Source organism: Peribacillus sp. NPDC056705, from assembly GCF_043656335.1.
In genome coordinates this window covers 44,100-62,362 of record NZ_JBHTYI010000015.1, presented here as the reverse complement: position 1 = coordinate 62,362, position 18,263 = coordinate 44,100, and the positions used below count along the sequence as shown (strand labels likewise).

General features: G+C 41.8%; 14 protein-coding genes. All 14 read left to right on the top strand.

The annotated features are described in order from the left end of the window. Nucleotides 1-58 precede the first annotated feature (58 nt). The 14 genes from ACFRAK_RS17760 (at nucleotide 59) to ACFRAK_RS17695 (ending at nucleotide 18,245) form a co-directional block, all read left to right on the top strand. A complete protein-coding gene (locus ACFRAK_RS17760) occupies nucleotides 59-937 on the top strand; it encodes a M15 family metallopeptidase (protein WP_377400649.1) in 879 nt (292 codons plus the stop codon). Continuing rightward, nucleotides 934-1,395: a VanZ family protein gene (locus ACFRAK_RS17755; RefSeq protein WP_394572172.1), complete on the top strand. Its 462-nt coding sequence runs from the start codon at nucleotides 934-936 to the stop codon at nucleotides 1,393-1,395. Before ACFRAK_RS17760 ends, ACFRAK_RS17755 begins: the two co-directional genes overlap by 4 nt. 286 nt (nucleotides 1,396-1,681) lie before the next feature. Beyond that, nucleotides 1,682-2,851: an ATP-grasp domain-containing protein gene (locus ACFRAK_RS17750; RefSeq protein ID WP_387705120.1), complete on the top strand. Its 1,170-nt coding sequence runs from the start codon at nucleotides 1,682-1,684 to the stop codon at nucleotides 2,849-2,851. 12 nt (nucleotides 2,852-2,863) lie between these two features. Further along, nucleotides 2,864-4,558 carry a methyl-accepting chemotaxis protein gene (locus ACFRAK_RS17745; RefSeq protein ID WP_387604683.1) on the top strand — a complete coding sequence of 565 codons (1,695 nt, stop codon included), beginning with the start codon at nucleotides 2,864-2,866 and terminating at the stop codon, nucleotides 4,556-4,558. A 554-nt stretch (nucleotides 4,559-5,112) separates the two neighbouring features. Continuing rightward, a complete protein-coding gene (locus ACFRAK_RS17740) occupies nucleotides 5,113-5,313 on the top strand; it encodes a cold-shock protein (protein ID WP_034304915.1) in 201 nt (66 codons plus the stop codon). 536 nt (nucleotides 5,314-5,849) lie between these two features. Then, nucleotides 5,850-6,221, top strand: a complete 372-nt coding sequence (locus tag ACFRAK_RS17735) for an ArsR/SmtB family transcription factor (protein WP_387604685.1) — start codon at nucleotides 5,850-5,852, stop codon at nucleotides 6,219-6,221. Further along, entirely contained in the window at nucleotides 6,214-8,337 is a 2,124-nt protein-coding gene (locus ACFRAK_RS17730) for a heavy metal translocating P-type ATPase (RefSeq protein WP_394572171.1), read from the top strand. The genes ACFRAK_RS17735 and ACFRAK_RS17730 overlap by 8 nt, the downstream gene beginning before the upstream one ends. Nucleotides 8,338-8,609: 272 nt before the next feature. After that, nucleotides 8,610-9,875 carry a GTPase HflX gene (hflX, locus tag ACFRAK_RS17725; RefSeq protein WP_387705118.1) on the top strand — a complete coding sequence of 422 codons (1,266 nt, stop codon included), beginning with the start codon at nucleotides 8,610-8,612 and terminating at the stop codon, nucleotides 9,873-9,875. 705 nt (nucleotides 9,876-10,580) lie between these two features. Further along, entirely contained in the window at nucleotides 10,581-11,942 is a 1,362-nt protein-coding gene (locus ACFRAK_RS17720; RefSeq protein WP_387604757.1) for an NAD(P)-dependent oxidoreductase, read from the top strand. A gap of 23 nt (nucleotides 11,943-11,965) precedes the next feature. Next, a complete protein-coding gene (gene preA / locus ACFRAK_RS17715; protein WP_387604691.1) occupies nucleotides 11,966-13,252 on the top strand; it encodes an NAD-dependent dihydropyrimidine dehydrogenase subunit PreA in 1,287 nt (428 codons plus the stop codon). 14 nt (nucleotides 13,253-13,266) lie between these two features. Next, nucleotides 13,267-14,685 carry a dihydropyrimidinase gene (gene hydA, locus ACFRAK_RS17710; protein WP_394572170.1) on the top strand — a complete coding sequence of 473 codons (1,419 nt, stop codon included), beginning with the start codon at nucleotides 13,267-13,269 and terminating at the stop codon, nucleotides 14,683-14,685. A gap of 42 nt (nucleotides 14,686-14,727) precedes the next feature. Beyond that, nucleotides 14,728-16,212 (top strand): NCS1 family transporter, encoded by a 1,485-nt coding sequence (locus ACFRAK_RS17705; protein ID WP_387604695.1) that lies wholly within the window; start codon nucleotides 14,728-14,730, stop codon nucleotides 16,210-16,212. 16 nt (nucleotides 16,213-16,228) lie between these two features. After that, nucleotides 16,229-16,444 (top strand): hypothetical protein, encoded by a 216-nt coding sequence (locus ACFRAK_RS17700; protein ID WP_192207481.1) that lies wholly within the window; start codon nucleotides 16,229-16,231, stop codon nucleotides 16,442-16,444. Nucleotides 16,445-16,610: 166 nt separating this feature from the next. Further along, nucleotides 16,611-18,245: a PucR family transcriptional regulator gene (locus ACFRAK_RS17695; protein WP_387604697.1), complete on the top strand. Its 1,635-nt coding sequence runs from the start codon at nucleotides 16,611-16,613 to the stop codon at nucleotides 18,243-18,245. Nucleotides 18,246-18,263: the final 18 nt, after the last annotated feature.

Sequence of the window (18,263 nt, the reverse complement as noted above, 5' to 3'; positions counted from 1 at the left end):
CACTATTTTTTTAAACTATTTTTCCTAACCTATAGAAAGAAGGTAAGGAGGACTGTTCATGAAGAAGTGGGTTGTTTTGTTTGTTTTATTTTTGCTGCTGGCACGTGAAGTAAGCCAATATAAATCGGACGGTGATTTTCAAAATATTGATGAAAGACATGGTCTAAGGGTCCCGAAGGAGAATGTAACGTTAGAAATAGCTAAGGATCAGGTTTACCAAGGGAATTTGTTATTGGTCAATAAGGAGCATCCTGTACATCGGGGAGGGATCAAATCTGATGTGGTTAATCTATTTCAACACAAAGAACTAATAGAGGGATATGGTCTGTTGGACGAAAGGATTCGCCTGTCACAGGGTGTGGCAGAGAAATTCTTGGAAATGGTTCGTGCGGCTGAAAAAGATAATGTCCGTCATTTCATTATTAGCAGTGGATATCGCGATGAAGAGGAGCAAAGTCAACTCTATCAAGAAAAGGGGTCTGCATATGCTTTACCAGCTGGCCATAGTGAGCACAACTTAGGGTTATCACTTGATATAGGCTCCACCTTATCAGGGATGAATGAAGCCCCGGAAGGAAAGTGGTTACAAAAGAATGCCTGGAAATATGGATTTATTCTACGTTATCCAGAAGATAAAAAAGATATCACAGGTATTGAATATGAGCCATGGCATTTCCGCTATGTTGGTATTCCCCATAGTAGAATCATGCAGAAAAAGAATTTTACTTTGGAAGAATACCTTACTTATATAAAAGAGAAAAAGAAGGTTGGGGAAACAATAGCGGGAGTGGAATATGAAGTCTCTTATTATCCTGTATCTTCTAAAAAGAAAGTTGAGATGCAAGCCAACGCGTATGAAATATCTGGAGATAATATGGGGGGAGTCATCGTGACTGCTTTTTCTTCTATACATGCACATATTGGGCAAGAAAAATGAAGAAAATAATAATACAGGATATCATTATTCCAGCATTGTTTGCTAGCTATATCTTTTTGCTAAGCAAGGTCATTTTATTTAAGTTTGGCCATATTGATATAACTTTTCTTCTAGAACAACTTCAAAGTAATCTACAAAACCCAACAAATATGAAGAATAGATTATTATTGTTCGGTAATTTCATACCGTTTAATGAAATAGTGAATACTGTCCAAAATAGGACAAATCACAATATATTCAATTTGCTTGGAAACATTGCATTATTCATTCCTATTGGTATATTTCTACCTCTCTTTATTGGAAAGGGATATATAAATCTAAAGAGGGTATGCTGTATTTCCTTTATAGTAAGTCTTTGTTTCGAAATCTCTCAGGCAGTCTTTAATATCGGCATCTTTGATGTGGATGATCTTCTATTAAATACGTTTGGCGGAATGCTAGGTTATGCCCTATTCTAGTTCTTCGGCATCAAATCGAAAAACCATCAAGTATTATTGTAGATGTTCAAGAATGAAAGGAGTTTTTTCAACATGAACATAGGAAAAGGGAGAGCCCGGGGCTAGATCTGGGCTTTTTCCATGTCTTAAAGAATTTTCAGCTTAGGTAGAATGGGTGAAAAGATATATTGATATCTTGCTTTTTAATGCATTTCTTAATAATAAATACCTATATAAGCTAAATACTTACCGCTTTTAACCGATTAAATATGGAGATACAAAAAACAGTATAAGTTAGGTGGAAAAAATGATTATTCTGAATGAGTCCATTGTGTCGCCAATTCTTCTAAAGGTGTTGGAGGAACAGCAAATTCCAGTGCTGGAACAGGGGCAATGGGGAGACACATTAACATCAGAAAAGCTAAACATTCAAAAGGATACAGAATTTTTCATGTCCATGGAAAAGGACAAAAGAATTCTTACAAATTCTGAAAATGGCATAACATTATTAGGTCATTTTCAACCGAATAGCAATGAGTACATTTGGTCAAAGTTATTGAAGGATAAGAGTCAGGTGCGAAATTTGACGAAATCTTTATATCCTGATTTCTATTTCCAAGATATTGATTCATCCATAATAAGTGACCTGGATAAAAATCAAATACCGTTTCCGGTAGTTATTAAACCCAATATTGGCTATTCGAGTGTAGGGGTCCACAAAGTCAAGAATGAGCAGGATTGGGATATAGCCGTGAATCAGCTTAAAGCGGATTTACTTCATTCGGATGGATTATATGATTCAGAAGTGGTCGGTTCCCAGACCGTTTTAATAGAAGAGTGGATTCAGGGTGAAGAGTATGCCATTGATGGCTATTACAATCAAGATGGTGAACCGGTCATTTTGAATGTCTTCAAACGATTATTCAAGGATGATTACGATACTTCCGATCGAATTTATTATACTTCGAAGTTGGCCATTAACGAAATCTATCATGATGCACTAAAGTTCATGAAGAATATTCAAACGGTCCTTCCACTTAGGAATTACCCTGTACACTTTGAAATTCGCAAAAAGGAAAACCGGGTGATACCCATTGAAATCAATCCCCTGCGTTTTGCTGGGGCGGGTACAACGGATCTAGGTTACCATGCCTATGGAATGAATATGTATGAACACTATTTTTCAGGAACGAAACCCGATTGGAATCGGATATTGGAAGAGATGGACGATCATATATATAGCTTTTTCTTTGCAGAGGTACCACTGGAAATAAATCCGGAAGATGTTTCATGTATGGATCATGATGGACTCCGTCATGAATTCGAACATGTTATGGAATATAGGCAGCTTCCTTTTCAAAATGACCGGAGCATGGCAATCATCTTTTATAGAAGTGAGGATCTGAATGAAAATCTCCAATTGCTCCATTTGGACTTAATACCATATTTGACTATAAAACACCTGGTTTTCATCTAAGGGGGCATCGAAATGAGATTTTCAAAGCTTAATCCTAATAAATCTTTGCTGGCAAAACTATTCTTGTTTTATATTATTCCTTTCGTACTTTTCGCAGGGGCCATGGGCCTTTGCTTTTCCTATATTACTAATAAAATGATCAATGAGAATGTCCTTCCTCAATTCGATGAACGCCTTTCTGAAAATGCCCACAGTTTAGCAGCGAGCCTCAATCCCACTTTGATAAACAAAGCTTCCGAACGGGGCGAAGAGATTAGGCGGAAACTAGATGCCTTTGTTGAAGATAAAAAGGGAATTGAATATGTTTATGTGCTGAAACGGGAGAATGATGCCGACATGATTGCAGCCCTGAACGGCAGCGAGGACTACATGGTGGAGTCCCCTTTCACTCCGGAACAGGCAAAGTCGATAAATGGGGACGAAGACGTATTAAGTGAAATATATAAAGATAAGTGGGGTACACACAAATCGTACTTTACGCCAATCAAAGGGACGGACGCGATTGTCGGAATCGATATGGATGCAAAATTCATCGATGAATTGAAAAGCACAATGATATTCTATAATATCTTATTTCTTGCAAGTGCCATTATATTAGGTGTGTTATGCGCAGTTATCATCGGGAAAAAGATCTCGGGACCCGTCAATGAACTTGTTGGTTACACGAATGAAATGGCAAAAGGGGACTTAAGTAAATCGATTCCCGTTGGTAGACAGGATGAGATTGGCGATCTTTCAAATGGATTCGAAGATATGAGATTAAGTTTGGCCTATATTATCAAGAATGTCCGTGAACACGCTCAAACGATGAATCAAACGACAGTGTCCATTCAGCAATCATTTGAAGAGATGGTGGAATCCTATGGCCAGATAGTGACGGGGACAACGGAAGAAGCAAAAGCTTCAGAAGAACGTGCCCATCATATTGACCGAATTTCCAATATGATCAGTGACTTAACGGATACAATCCGTTTAATGAATGAACAAACGAATGAAATGAATGAATTTACCTTGCATACGAATAAACTTGCTGAACAAGGAAGTAAACAAGTTCAAGATGTAACGAGCCAGATGGATAAGATCATGGAAAACGGCCAAGCGACTAAAGCCAATTTGGTGAGCCTGGAAGAGGATGTAGTGAAGATAAATGAGGTGATTGGCTTAATAAGGGTGATTGCTTCTCAAACGAACCTGCTATCCCTGAATGCTTCCATTGAAGCGGCACGGGCGGGTGATGCCGGCAGAGGTTTTGCCGTAGTGGCTCAAGAGGTGCAAAAATTGGCTGTGCAAACAGATGAATCCATCGATATCATTTCAGAATCCATCATTCGGATTAATGAACAAACAGCCAAAGTCATCCAAAATAATGATGAAAGTTTTCAGGATATAGTAAATGGTGTTTCCTTAGTGGAAAACAATGGCGAGATTTTCAATAAGATATTTGAATCCGTAGAGAAATTGCTGAAAGGCACGGAACGATTAGCTGTCCATTCGAAAAAAATCAATGAGTCTTCGGATGAAAGCCTGGCATCCATTCAGGAAATTGCAGCGATTTCTGAAGAAGGAGTCGCAACGACGGAGCAAATCTCGGCAGCTGCCATTCAACAAAACACCATAATGACTGGATTGAAGGAACAAAATGAAGATTTAGCAAAAGAATCGGCCATTTTAGAAGAAATGGTAGAAAAGTTCATTACCGAAAAATAATATTCGATGTGAACATTTACAAAAACCTCTCTTAACTTTTAAACATAATTGATTGGAGCGGGTGTACGAGACTCCTTCGGGAAAAGCAGGTCCAAGGAAGAACCCACAGGCGCTAAGAGACCCGAGGAGGCTTCCGGAACGCCCGCGGAAAGCTAGTACCTGGAAGGTAAATCAACGTTCCGCTTTACACCTCCTCAAAAAAATGTAGGCAATGATAAATAACATCAAGTTTGTCTACAGTTTGAAACCTCTTTAACTTTGTAAACGAGAGGTTTTTGTTTGGACGAATGCGTGTGGCAGGTCATGAAGCCATTACCTGAATAGATAGAGCCCATTGGTTAATGCTTGATTATAAATGAATTTAAAGAGTATTAAAAATTCTGGAAAAAAGTTTCCCCAAACTATTTGCAATCGCTACCATTTAATGTTATGCTTAGTCTTAATTATTTTTGTTCGGTACTAAGGATACTAAAAGTACTACTTTTCGTTTTCGATGATGACTTAGAGCAAGGATAGTAATACATTGTGCTTAGATGCACTAGGAGGCAACAACAATGGAACAAGGTAAAGTAAAATGGTTTAACGCAGAAAAAGGTTTTGGATTCATCGAACGCGAAAACGGAGACGACGTATTCGTACATTTCTCAGCTATCCAAAGCGAAGGTTTCAAATCTTTAGACGAAGGTCAAGAAGTTACTTTTGAAGTAGAACAAGGTCAACGCGGACCTCAAGCTTCTAACGTTCAAAAAGCATAATTTCAATAACAAAAAAAGACAGATCCTTGTTATAGGGTCTGTCTTTTTTTGTTTTGTGAAAATACATGACAAAAAACCCTGCTCAACGATGAGCAGGGTAAATGGTACAAGTAAAGTAAAACGCTTAAAAAGGTTTGACTAAGTATATCATAGTTTTTCTAAAAAATACTAAATTAAATATATTATACTTATCAAGGCATCAATAGGAAAATATTAAAATCATTGGATTGAAGGGACGCGAAGGGATTTATGTCCCTTCTTTTTTTTCGCCTGAAGAATAGAGGTTTCGGTTCAGGAGATTCATGGAGACCCTGAAAAGAGGACAGCCTGCACTTTGTGTTCAGCAAAATTCCAGGGGAGCGGTTGAGAAGTGAAACAAAAAACGATGGCTCACATATAAAGACATATAGGTGCTTTCACTAAGCCGCTTTTGAGGAAGGAGAAAAGGCTCTTGAACAATCAAATATAGATTTGAATGTTCAGGTAATTATGTTATATTATAATCAAACGCAGATTTGAATGAGAGGTGTGAGAAGATGACGGAACTGAAAGATATATGTGATGTCCACCTGCATGATGAAGTGAAGGTTAATCGCATTCAAGAGGAAATGAACCAGGTGGATTTATCCAGCATGTCGAAGCTGTTTAAGGTTATAGGCGATGAGAATAGGGCAAAGATAGCTTATGCGCTCTGTAAGGACGAGGAATTGTGTGTGTGCGATCTGGCCAATATCATTGGTGCTTCGATGGCAACTACGTCCCATCATCTTCGTACGCTTTATAAACACGCAATCGTAAAATACCGAAAAGAAGGAAAGTTGGCTTTTTATTCTTTGGATGATCATCATATAAGGCAGTTAATTCTCATTGCATTAGAACATCAGCAGGAGGTAAGGGTCGATGGCTGAGTCCACATTAAAAACATATCGTATCCAAGGTCTATCTTGCACGAATTGTGCAGCTAAATTTGAGAACAATGTCCGTGAACTAGAAGGTGTGGAGGATGCCAAAATCAACTTTGGTGCCTCGAAGATTTCTGTACAGGGCAGTGCGACTCTCGAAGAGATTGAAAAGGCGGGTTCTTTTGATAACCTGAGAATCCGCGGTGAACAGGAACAGGTGAAACAAAAGGAACCATTTTGGAAGCAAAAAGAAAATATAAAAGTGGTGTTCTCGGTTATCCTTTTGCTGATCAGCTGGATTTTGGATAGTCGATATGCTGATGGAAGCATCGTGCCGGTAATCGGTTATGCGGCTGCAATCATAGTTGGGGGATATTCATTATTTATCAATGGATTGAAGAATCTTGTCAGGCTTCGCTTTGATATGCACACCCTTATGACGGTTGCCATCATCGGGGCGGCCGTGCTTGGTGAATGGGGCGAAGGGGCGACTGTCGTCATCCTCTTTGCGATAAGTGAAGCACTGGAAAAATATTCGATGGATAAAGCCCGTAATTCGATAGAATCATTAATGAACATCGCACCTAAAGAAGCCTTGATCCGTAGGGGGCATCACGAAATGATGGTTGCTGTTGATGAGATTGAAGTGGGCGACATCATGATCGTTAAGCCGGGTCAAAAGCTTGCCATGGATGGCAGGATCATGAAAGGTGCCTCGACACTTAATCAAGCAGCCATTACTGGGGAATCCGAGCCGGTTTTTAAAACGGTTGAGGGTGAAGTGTTTGCCGGAACCTTAAATGGTGAAGGGTTGCTCGAAGTGGAGGTCACGAAGCGAGTCGAGGATACGACGATTGCAAAAATCATCCACCTGGTTGAAGAAGCACAGGCTGAAAAGGCACCTTCCCAAGCCTTCGTGGATAAATTCGCAAAATTCTATACGCCGGCCATAATGCTCATTGCCTTGGCCATTGCCGTGTTGCCCCCGATTGTGATGAGCGGGGATTGGAGTGAATGGATTTACCGGGGGCTAGCTGTACTTGTTGTCGGTTGTCCGTGTGCTTTGGTCATTTCTACGCCCATCGCCATTGTGACAGCTATCGGAAATGCTGCGAAACATGGTGTGCTGATTAAAGGCGGGGTCCATTTGGAGGAAGCGGGAGCCTTAAAGGCGATTGCGTTTGACAAAACGGGTACTTTAACAAAGGGCATACCTGAAGTGACTGATTTCACAGTGTTATCTGCTGAGTTGAATGAACAGGATGTGCTGGCTATCGCTGCTGCTTTAGAAAGCAGATCACAGCACCCGCTTGCCACGGCCATTCTCCAAAAGGCGGAAGACCACGATGTGGACTATCATTCTTTATTGGTAGAGGATTTTACTGCAATTACCGGTAAAGGTATAAAGGGGAAAATCAATCAAGGAATCTATTACATTGGTAAACCCCACCTTTTTGAAGAAGAGGCAGGTTTAGGCTTCTCTGATGATGTGCTTAAATTAATCAGCGGCTTTCAAAATACAGGGAAAACGGTGATGGTGCTCGGCGATCAAGTGAAGATCTTGGCGCTCATCGCGGTGTCTGATGAAATAAGGGAAAGCAGTAAGGAAGCAATTCGGAAAATGCATGCATTGGGCATTGAAAAAACGATCATGCTGACCGGGGATAATATCGGAACAGCTAAAGCTATCGGGGCGGCAGCTGGCGTTCATGAGATTGAGGCGGAGCTATTGCCACAAGATAAATTGACCATCATCAAACGATGGAAACAAAAATATGATCGAGTGGCCATGGTAGGCGATGGCGTTAATGATGCTCCGGCCTTGGCAGCTTCCACGGTAGGAATCGCAATGGGCGGGGCGGGTACAGATACGGCCCTTGAAACGGCCGATATTGCCTTAATGGGTGATGACTTATCGAAGCTGCCTTATACAATCAGCTTAAGCCGTAAAACATTAAAAATCATTAAGCAGAACATCACGTTTTCATTGGTGATTAAAATCCTGGCCTTATTATTGATAGCGCCGGGCTGGTTAACACTTTGGATGGCGGTTTTTGCCGACATGGGTGCGACGTTATTAGTTACATTGAATAGTCTTAGGTTATTGAGAATAAAGGAATAGAGTAATATGGGCTCCCTGGTGCATCTTAAGGTGAACCAGGGAGCTTTTATTTAGGGGCTTTCCAATTGTTTCATGTGAAACTTGAAAAAAGTGATCGGTCCGGTTATTTTTTTGGTGAATTTTCTTTTATAGTAAAAGGAAGTCCGATAAACTTGTGCAGCGAACGTTATGCAAGTAATGTCTGGTGTGCTACAATGTGGCTGGCTTTTAGGCAGTAGGATAGGTTTGTTTAAGCAATATAGGGAGTAAGGTATGTACGGAAGGGATTTGAAATGATGGAATTACAGCAGAGGGCAATCTTGGTTGGAGTTAATCTCAACGGTCAAAAGGATTTTGAGTATTCAATGGAGGAATTGGCCAATTTAACGGAAGCATGTGAGGTAGAGGTTGCAGCGACCATCACACAAAATTTGCATCGGGTGAACTCGTCACATTTTATCGGTACCGGGAAGATCGAGGAAGTGAAAAATCTCGTTGAGCATAAAGAAGCGAATGTCGTCATTTTTAATGATCAGCTCTCCCCTTCGCAACTTCGTAATCTGGAGAGGGATATGGATTGCAAGGTGATTGACCGAACAATCTTGATTCTGGACATCTTCGCGCATCGGGCGAAAACGAAGGAAGCACAGCTTCAGGTAGAAGTGGCGAAGCTTCAGTATATGCTCCCGCGTCTCGTTGGTCTGAGGGAGTCATTAGGGCGTCAGAGTGGCGGGGTCGGTACAAACAAAGGTGCAGGTGAAAAGCAGTTAGAGCTTGACCGCAGGAGAATCGAGGAAAATATAAGTGTATTGAATAAAGAACTGGAAGCCCTTGTTGCACACCGGCAAACACAGAGGAAACAGCGGAAAAAGAATGCCATCCCTGTCGTATCCTTAGTCGGTTATACCAATGCAGGTAAATCTTCGATCATGAATGCCCTGATTGAGATGTTCCATCCAACAGCCGAGAAGCAGGTGTTTGAGAAGGATATGCTGTTCGCAACGCTTGAGACATCCGTCCGAAACATCCCGCTTCCGGATAAAAAGGAATTTTTATTGACGGATACGGTGGGGTTTGTGTCCAAATTGCCCCATCATCTCGTGAAAGCATTCCGCTCCACATTGGAAGAAGTGGTAGAAGCGGACCTGTTGATCCATGTTGTCGATTTTTCTAATCCTGATCATGAGCATCAAATTGAGATAACGGATAAGACTTTAAATGAGATAGGCATTAAAGGGATTCCAACGATTTTTGCTTATAATAAAGCCGACCTTACCGATTTGGATATCCCTCAGGTGAATCGTGGCTCTGTGTATATGTCAGCAAAAAACAAAGTTGGCATCGAGGAATTGATAGATCAAATTCGCAAGCATATTTTTGTCGACTATACTCACTGTGAAATGCTGATTCCATTTGATCAAGGACAGCTGGTTTCTTATTTCAATGAAAATGGTCACATAACCGAAACAGAATATGAGGCAACCGGATATCGAATAAAGCTTGAGTGCAAGAAAACGGATTATGAGAAATATAAACGGTACGTTATTCATCCGGAATGAACCTGCCTGTTGATAAATTGTTAACGGTTTGTTGATAAGTGGAAAAGTCGATTCTTTAATGTGGATAACTTTTGGTGGAATGCCTCCGTTCTGCACAAACAAAGAGAATAACACCACATAATATGTGAATAAGTTGTGGATAAAGGTGAAAAGACCCCGGAAACCAAGATTTTAGTTTCCGGGCTTTTTTTTATGTGGACAAAGTGTTGATAATTAGGTCTTCAGTACAAACCTTCCGAAGAATATCAATAAGTATGATGAAAAGTATGTTTGAATGTAGAAAAATGACGATGTTTATCGTTTATTGTTAGGAAATATAACATGATTATTACATATTGCATAGCTAGCACATGGAAATGCTTTACACTTTGTATAATGTAACTTACTTTTTAACATTATAAAATAAAGAATACTCAATTCTCTGAGTTATCATCAGGATTTGAGTTTTTAAGATTAGTAGGGGGGCCTTTTGTGTTAGAAGGAAGCAGGGACCGAGGCGTGACCAGTGAAAGAATGATAGAAAATATTAAACAAAACGAGAGAATTTGGCTGGGAAATCGCCATGACTGTTAGTTGAATAATGATGAAAACCATGTTGGCATGCTTTCAATCGTTTGAATATTAGGACAGTAGAGAGAAACGCATGCAATTCCTCCCTTTTTATTTTTCAAAATAAATGTTTGGAAGGAGAAATAGTGAATGAGTATGACGAGCCCGTTAAAAGGTGATCTGGAGATTAACTTTCAGGAAGCGGAGAGGGGGTTATCCCCAAGGGAAGCTTTGGAAGAATCGAATCGATGTTTATACTGCTATGATGCCCCATGCATCCAAGCCTGTCCGACTGGAATAGATATTCCAGGTTTTATTAAGAAGATAGCTTCAGGTAATTTTAAAGGATCGGCCAAGACCATCATGACAGCCAATCCTGTCGGTGCCAGCTGTGCGCGGGTATGTCCGACTGAGGAGCTATGTGAGGGGGCATGTGTCCTGAACCATTCTACAAAGCCAATCATGATTGGCAATCTCCAGCGTTATTCCACAGATTGGGCCATCCAAAATAAACAAGCCTTATTCAAGGCCGGAAAGAAGAATGGCAAAAAAGTTGCCATTGTTGGAAGCGGTCCGGCGGGTTTGTCTGCAGCAAGGGAGCTAGCCTTGCTTGGCTACAGCGTAACCATTTTCGAAGCTGAAAAGAATTCAGGCGGATTAAATACTTACGGAATTGTATCGTTCCGTTTACCTCAGAGCATTTCTTATTGGGAAGTTGAACAAGTAAAGAGTTTGGATGTTGATATTAAAACGAATACTCGGGTCGGGGTGGATGTTTCCGCAAATCAGCTGACTGCCGACTTTGATGCGGTCATTTTAGCGATCGGCATGTCCGATGTTCCTAAGCTTGGAATTGAAGGGGAGGACTTGGCTGACGTTTATGATGCAATCGATTTCGTAAAAGCAACGAAAACAGGGGCAATCACTGATAAATTCATTGGGAAGAAGATGGCGGTAATAGGGGCTGGAAACACGGCGATCGATGCCGCAACCTGTTCTGTACGCCTGGGCGCCGAACAGGTGAGCATTATTTATCGTCGTACCCAAAAGGAAATGACAGCCTATGATTTTGAATATGAGTTTGCCAAACAAGAAGGTGTCGGGTTCCACTGGCTGACTGCCCCCTCCAGGATACTCTCGGATGAAAGCGGTCAGGTTACGGGCATCGAGTGCGTGAAGATGGTGCTTAGCGAGGCGGGGGAAGATGGCCGGCGCCGTCCAGTCCAAATTACCGGATCAGAGTTCGTCATACCGGTCGATGGGGTCATTCGTGCCATAGGCCAATCCAGGTATGTAGGATTGATTGAACAGTTCGGCATTCAACATGATGATGGGGTCGTAACATTGGAGGGTGATTCCTACAGGACATCCAATGAAAAGATCTTTGCGTGCGGTGACGTGATCTTCGGAAAAGGACAAGGTGAGGCAATGGTTGTTTCAGCTGCCCAGCAAGGGAAGAAGACAGCCTATGAAATTGATTCGATTTTGATGGGCGAAGCGGTGGACATTGCTTTATAACTATAAAAATTAGGAGGCTTATCATGGCTGATTTATCAATTGATCTTGCAGGTATTAAATCTCCCAATCCTTTTTGGCTTGCTTCAGCACCACCTACTAATTCGGGTTATCAAGTCCAGCGAGCATTTGAAGCTGGCTGGGGCGGAGCTGTTTGGAAGACGTTGGGTGATCCCATCCTGAATGTTTCATCGCGTTTTGCAGCGGTCAGCTTTAATGGACAGAGAGTTGCCGGGTTCAACAATATAGAATTGATTACGGATCGACCTCTTGAAGTGAATCTGAAAGAAATATATGAAACGAAGAAGAGATTCCCTGATCATGCAATCATTGCATCGGTGATGGTGGAGCCACAACAGGAAAAGTGGCATGAAATCATCAAACGTATAGAAGATGTAGGGGTCGATGGTTACGAGTTGAACTTTGGTTGCCCGCACGGTATGGCAGAGCGTGGGATGGGAGCTGCTTCGGGACAGGTTCCCGAACTTGTGGAAAAGCAAACTTACTGGGCGAAGGAAGCTGCATCCAAACCCGTCATCGTCAAGCTTACACCCAATATAACTGACATTACGGTTACGGCTGAAGCGGCGGTGCGCGGCGGTGCGGATGCAATAAGCATGATCAATACGATCAACAGCTTGGCGGGAGTGGACATCCATTCATGGAATACGATTCCTCATGTAGGCGGCAAGGGAGCTCACGGAGGGTATTGCGGTCCGGCCGTGAAGCCGATTGCCTTGAATATGGTGGCTGAGTGTGCAAGGAATAAAATGATCAATGTTCCCATTTCCGGAATAGGCGGCATTTCAAATTGGCAGGATACGGTGGAATTTTTATTGATGGGTTCGACTGGAGTTCAAATTTGTACGGCTGCCATGCATCACGGTTTTAGAATAGTAGAAGACTTGATTGATGGCCTGTCCAATTACCTTGATGAAAAAGGGATTTCTTCCGTGATGGATATTGTCGGTAAGTCCGTACCGCGTTATTCCGACTGGGGGAATTTAGATCTCAATTACAAGGTTGTTGCGCGCATTAATAATGATGTGTGCATCAACTGCAATAAATGCCATATTGCGTGTGAAGATACATCTCATCAATGTATAGATATGTTAAAGGACACGTCAGGCGGCTCCTTCTTGAGAGTGCGCGAAGAGGATTGTGTAGGCTGTAACCTTTGCTCGATCGTCTGTCCGGTCGATGGGGCGATCGATATGATCGAATTGACAAATGAATTACCGCCAATGACATGGAATGAACGCCAGTCTTTCCTTGGGGGCATAAGCAGTGAAAGTGTTGATTTCGTAAAATGATGGAGGGATTGAAGATGAAGAAAATCATTAAAAATGGAACGATTGCAACCGCTGCAGATACGTATCAGGCGGATATATTGATTGAAAATGAGAAGATTGCAATGATTGGCAAGGACCTGCCTGCTGAAGGGGCTGAAATCATTGATGCAAGAGGGGCATATATTTTTCCGGGGGGCATTGATCCGCATACCCATCTCGATATGCCGTTCGGAGGGACAACGACGAAGGATGATTATGAAACGGGGACGATAGCTGCTGCATATGGAGGCACGACAACGATCATCGACTTTTGTCTGACCGAAAAAGGGGTGCCGTTAAAGAAAGCAATTGAAACATGGCATGAAAAGGCCAATGAAAAAGCGGCCATAGATTATGGATTTCATTTAATGATCAGTGAGATTAATGATGATGTATTGGCTGAGCTGCCAAGTATCATAGATAATGAAGGGATTTCTTCCTTTAAAGTGTTCATGGCTTACAAGAATGTTTTTCAAGCTGATGATGCCACGCTATACCGCACTTTGTTGCAAGCAAAGGAACTTGGCGCACTTGTCATGGTTCACGCTGAAAATGGTGATGTCATCGATTATCTTACAAAGCAGGCGCTTGCTGAAGGTAACACCGATCCAATTTACCATGCATTGACAAGGCCGCCGGAACTTGAAGGGGAAGCAACTGGACGTGCAGCTAAGCTGACGGAAATGGCAAATGGTCAGCTCTATGTGGTTCATGTCACCTGTGAAGATGCGGTTGAAAAGATCACTGAGGCAAGAAATAAAGGGGTGGATATTTGGGGGGAGACTTGTCCGCAATATTTGGTTCTTGACCAGTCTTATCTTGAAAAGCCCCATTTCGAAGGATCTAAGTATGTATGGTCCCCGCCGTTAAGGGAGAAGAAAAACCAGGAAGTGCTATGGAATGCTTTGAAAACGGGACAGCTGCAAACCATTGGCTCCGATCAATGCTCTTTTGATTTTAAGGGACAGAAGGAACTTGGGCGTGAAGATTTCACGAAAATACCGAACGGTGGCCCAACGATTGAGGACCGCATGAGCATCCTCTTCTCTGAAGGGGTCATGAAAGAGCGTATTACCTTGAATCAATTCGTCGACATGACCTCCACGCGTGCTGCCAAACTATTTGGATTATTCCCTCAGAAAGGGACGATTGCAGTAGGTTCGGATGCTGATATTGTCATTTTTGACCCTAAAGTTGAAAGGGCCATTTCTGCTGATACCCATCATATGGCTGTGGATTATAATGCGTTCGAAGGTATGGAAATTACAGGTGAACCGGTTTCCGTTTTATCGAGAGGTCAATTCGTCATTAAAGACAAACAATTTGTAGGTGAAGCTGGAAAAGGGCAATTCCTGAAACGGGCAAAATATAATGCGGCGCTGAAGCCGGATACCGGGAAAAAGCTTCCAGTCTAACTTCGGTAAGGAAACTTGCAAATTAATCTAGGGGGATTTTCTATGAGTGAGAAGAAGGATTATTTAAAGTCTCCCGATTTGCTGCCTATACCTCATAGTGAGAAAAATATAAGTGCAGCCGGATTTGGTTTCATTTGGGTGGGCATGGCCGTAGTATTGGCCGCCTTCGCAATCGGTGGGAATGGTGTTCAAAGTTTATCCTTAGGCTGGGTCGTTCTTGCAACGGTCATTGCCTGTGTGGTTCTTGGCTTTTTGATGACAATGACAGGGGATATTGGTGTTGAACATGGAATATCATTCCCGGTCTATATGAGGGCGCCGTTCGGTACGATTGGCACCCACATCCCTTCGGTTGTACGGGGTTTTGTAGCGTCATGCTGGTTCGGCCTCAATACTTACTTTGGAGCCACTGCAATGAACGCTATCTTCACAACCCTTTTTGACTTTGATAATTGGTTTATATGCTTTCTCATTTTTGCCGTTTTACAATTGGTCAACACGGCAATGGGAATAAAGTCGATAGAACGATTCGCCGACTTGGCGGCGCCCGTTATCATTTTAATTTCTGGCTGGATGTATTTCACCCTATCCGATCAGGCTGTGGCCAAAGGGAGAGATGTATGGTCCTGGATTGAAAGTCCGGTCACTGGCGGGGCTGCCGCCACGGCCTTCGTGGTCGTCATCATGGCAAATATGGGGTTTTGGGGCACATTGACTGCAGATATGCCCACGCTTTCCCGCTATATTAAGGCACCAAAAAATGAAAAAAATTGGTTCAAGCGCAATAAGGGGCAAATAATTGGGAATATTATCACCTATCCCCTCACGCAGACATTCATGGTGATTATCGGAGCGGTTTCTTATATGGCTGTTTCCAATTATGATCCTGTAGTTGCCGTACAGGGATCAGCAAGTGGAATTGCTCTCGGCGTCCTTTTAATCATGATCGTATTCGCTCAATGGTCGACGAATACTACGGCCAATGTCATTCCCGCGGCTACCATTTTCTCCAATGTCATGGGTCCTAAAATGCCATTCTGGGCGGGAGTCGTTGTGGCGGGAGTTATTGGGATAGTAGTTCAGCCATGGAGCCTTTTCGGCATCATAATAGAAGTTTTATTAATAATAGGTGGAATCCTGGCATCCATTGTCGGCATCCTTGTAGCGGATTACTATTTCCTCCGTAAACGGAGAGTGAATGTACAAGAACTTTATGAGAGTGAAGGCCAGTATAAATACTTGAATGGAGTGAATTGGGCAGGAATCATTTCTTGGGTGATTGGAGGAATAGGTGCGACGATTTTTTCAAATTATTCGTTTATTATTGGCTTACTTCTCGGCGGTGCAAGTTATTATATATTAGCTAAGTATTGGTGGTTCAAGCGATATGAACAAGCTGAAATCATGGATCCCAGCGATGAGAAATATTTAGGGATTTCCGTTGGCAGGGATTGGAAAATCGAAAGAGGTACAGAACTTGAGGAAGAGATGGTTTTTCCGGCTACAACGGGCAAGGAGAACGTATGAAAAGGGGGGAATGGAAATGTCCGAATATCAAGAGTATCTCTTAGAAAGGGAACAAATCGATTTTTTACTTGAAAGAGGATATCGAATTACCCGGGTTTCCGAAAGTTTAAGTGGAGCTTTTCTCGATTTTGAACTGATTGAAGGAACGAAACAGGAATGGAAGCAATTGAACATCAAGACCCCGGAAGGAAGGAAATACTTCTCTACATTGCTTGTCAAAAAATTGCATTGAAATGGTTATGGACCGGGCCTATTCCTCACGAATGGGTCCTTTTTCTTGTACCTGCCCGAGCTTTTTGTAGAATTTTGACGTTAGTTTTTCTAACAAGTGTCTGGAGGTTTAAGGGTTGTCCGTTTATAATAGATTTTAAAGCAGTTTTATAAAAGGATGTGGACGGATGAATACATCGATTACAGTCGAGGAAATTCTAACACGCAAGCATTTTAATCTGACGGATATAATTGCAGGTAGCGGTGGGATAAAGCGTCAAGTGAAGTGGGTACACTGTATGGAAGTCACCCAAATCAGCCATTTGTTAAATGGAAATGAACTGATTCTGACCACAGGTTTAGGGTGGAAGGATTGCGATGACACATTTCTATCCTACTTAAGACAGTTGATTGAATGCGATGCAGCCGGACTCTGTATAGAGGTTGGCGCCGACACCATGGCCGTGCCGCAATGTGCCATTGATCTCGCAAATGAACGGCAATTCCCTATCATCCTATTTCATGAAGAAGTCCCTTTCGTAGAAATCACACAGGATATTCATTCCCTTATCATCAATAAACAATATGAGATGATCTCCAACTTAGAAAACTACTCCCAGCAGTTAAATAAAAATCTCCTCGAAATTGACCATTATGAACCAATTCTAAAATTTCTCCACAGCTATTTAAATGTACAGGTTATTCTTATCTTTAATGAAAATGAAATAGCAGTCATTCCAAAAACCAAGAAAAAAATAACTTTTCAAATGGTAGCGGACATATACGAAGAGAAGCGGAAATTAAATAAAACCGTTCTTGGACAGCCGATTCAAGTGCTCGGTGAAAATTATGCGGAACTGCTCATTTGCAGCAATGACAGAGAGTTGACTGATTTTGATTCTCTGATCTTGGATCGAACGGCTACCGCATTGGCACAGCATCTATTAAGGGAGTTATATATAGAAGAAAAGAAAATGTCGGAAGAAAGTAAATGGCTTACAAATTGGATTGAAGGTGAATATAGTGACGAAGCAATCCGGGAGAGGCTTTCCTATCTTGATCCGAAAATGCAGTTGGATGGCGGAATTGTTTGCATTTGCAAACCACACCCAAAATATAATAAAAGTTCCACAAAATTAGATGGAACCTATTTTAAGATAATGTTTAGAACAGTTTTTGAACAGTACGGATTCCAGATATTTTCCATGGAAATACATCAGCATCTTGTTTTTATTTTAGGTGATAATCGTTCATCTGAAGATTGGAAATCAAGGGTTACAAGCGCGGTGGATCGAATCATGAAAATGGATGTAAGCGGGCGTAATCGCATGGGTCTGCTTTCCATTGGGTTTGGAAAGCATGTTCAAAGGTTAAGTGAGATTTATAAAAGTTATGAAACGGCCCGTGAGACTTTGCTGCTTCAGGATACACTACCAGAGGATAGCAGGAGCTTCTTTTATCAGGACTTACATATGCATCGCATGATTTCGCTCATAAATAAACATGGTAATCTGGAGGAAACGGTGTACGAATATTTAGGTCCGGTCATTGAGTATGACAAGCAAAACAATGGTGAGTTAATGCCTACCTTGAAGACCTATCTTGCTTGTAACGGTTCCAAACAGGAAACATCGAAACAACTATTCATTGTCCGGCAAACACTATATCATAGGCTTGAAAAATTGGAGAAACTGCTAGGTTCAGATTTTATGCGTTCAGATAAGCGTCTAGGCCTTGAATTCATGATTTTTGCATTGGACTTCTTACAATACAGCAGCAGGCAGGTAAGTGGGAAATATGTAGACAAATATATTGGGAGATAAAAAAATAAGAACGGCCGA